At 46.2% G+C, this 1,582-nt stretch carries 1 protein-coding gene, 2 tRNA genes and 1 rRNA gene; all 4 read left to right on the plus strand.

Annotated features, from left to right (window positions below):
- The first annotated feature begins 85 nt into the window (after positions 1-85).
- A tRNA-Thr gene (locus ACED42_RS21735) sits at positions 86-162 on the plus strand.
- A 42-nt stretch (positions 163-204) separates the two neighbouring features.
- A 5S ribosomal RNA gene (rrf, locus tag ACED42_RS21740) occupies positions 205-320 on the plus strand.
- Between the two features lie 30 nt (positions 321-350).
- Positions 351-427 (plus strand) — tRNA-Asp (locus tag ACED42_RS21745).
- Positions 428-1,179: 752 nt separating this feature from the next.
- Positions 1,180-1,582, plus strand: a 403-nt coding sequence (locus tag ACED42_RS21750; RefSeq protein WP_371704137.1) for a site-specific integrase, incomplete at its 3' end; no start/stop codon positions are given.

The following is a 1,582-nucleotide window of genomic DNA, read 5'->3' on the forward strand; positions in this document are numbered from 1 at the left end:
ATGGTAGTGTGGGGCTTCCCCATGTGAGAGTAGGACATCGCCAGGCTTTAAATTTTTAGAGTCGTTTTTAAACGGTTCTAGAACTGCTGATATAGCTCAGCCCGGTAGAGCGCACCCTTGGTAAGGGTGAGGTCCCCAGTTCGAGTCTGGGTATCAGCACCACTATTTAGTTGATTCGATTTATCGAGTTAACAACAGAATTTGTTTGACGACCATAGCATTGTGGACCCACCTGATTCCATGCCGAACTCAGAAGTGAAACACAATAGCGCCGATGGTAGTGTGGGGCTTCCCCATGTGAGAGTAGGACATCGTCAGGCTTAAATTGCATTATGCTGAATAGACACTGCGGAGTGGTAGTTCAGTTGGTTAGAATACCGGCCTGTCACGCCGGGGGTCGCGGGTTCGAGTCCCGTCCACTCCGCCACTTATTAGAAAGCCTAGTCTTATGACTAGGCTTTCGTCGTTTCTGGGTACGATAATTTTGTCTTCGAGCTACGAGTCCCGGTCGCCTACGACCCCAAGCACTCCACCATTTATAAGTAGCCTCGCTAGAAATAGCGGGGCTTTTTTGCATCTAAATTATAGTGTTCGCCCTTCCATTGAATGACTTTTACACAAGGTTTGCGCGTAACCCATGACGCCTAGTTAACGAGTCCCGTTATTCTGTTATTTATTAGAAAGTCTAACTCTACGATTAGAGTCTTTTTATTTGTATTTTCTACACCTGTTGTTATTTGAAACGAGCATGCGTTTCACAAACGCCTATAGCTTTAAGCTTAGCACTCAAATACTCGAGCTATGCGAGGTTGTAAGTCAGGTTAATGAAACTGTTCTGACTCAGCTGTATCCATTCAATATCGAAGTTATATAAGCCTTACAACTCATCCTACGTGCCCTGCGTTGGCAGATGTTTGCTTTATCAAGCTCGTGCACTTTAGTATGAGTTAACAGCCCTTCGTCTACGATACCTGACTTCTGTTTTATCTGTGAATCTAGAGGGTACTTCTGATGTGTAATTAGGAATCGATCATGGACGTTTCTGCTAAGAGCGCTATAGCCCTTAATGAGTCGACTTCATCCTCTTGTTGAACGAAGCCGCTGCGCGGCAGAGTAAAGCGAGTGCAAGCCATACTCTTGTCACACCATCACCCTGATGGTCGTTGACAGGAGTAACTTATGAATCCCACCGACTTAGAACGCTACAACGCCCTTTATGAACAACACCTTACCAACCTAAAGCTGCAAGGTAAACGACCTGCAACTATTGATGCTTATTCCCGTGCAGTTCGTCGGATCACCGCTCATTTCGATCGCGTGCCTGACACATTAACCACGGCCGATCTCAAACAGTTCTTCGCGTCTCTTATCCAAACCCACTCGTGGAGCACCATTAAACTCGATCGTAATGGCTTACAGTTTTTCTATCGCTACACACTGGGTAAACAGTGGGAGTGGCTCAATATCGTGAAGCCGCCACAAGTGAAACGACTGCCCGACATACTCACACCGCAACAAGTCAGCTCCCTGATTAACCACACACGACAAGCCCGTTATCAGGTCTTCTTCTTAACTCTTTACA

Source organism: Vibrio sp. FF145, assembly GCF_041439075.1.
Taxonomy (GTDB): domain Bacteria; phylum Pseudomonadota; class Gammaproteobacteria; order Enterobacterales; family Vibrionaceae; genus Vibrio; species Vibrio tasmaniensis_A.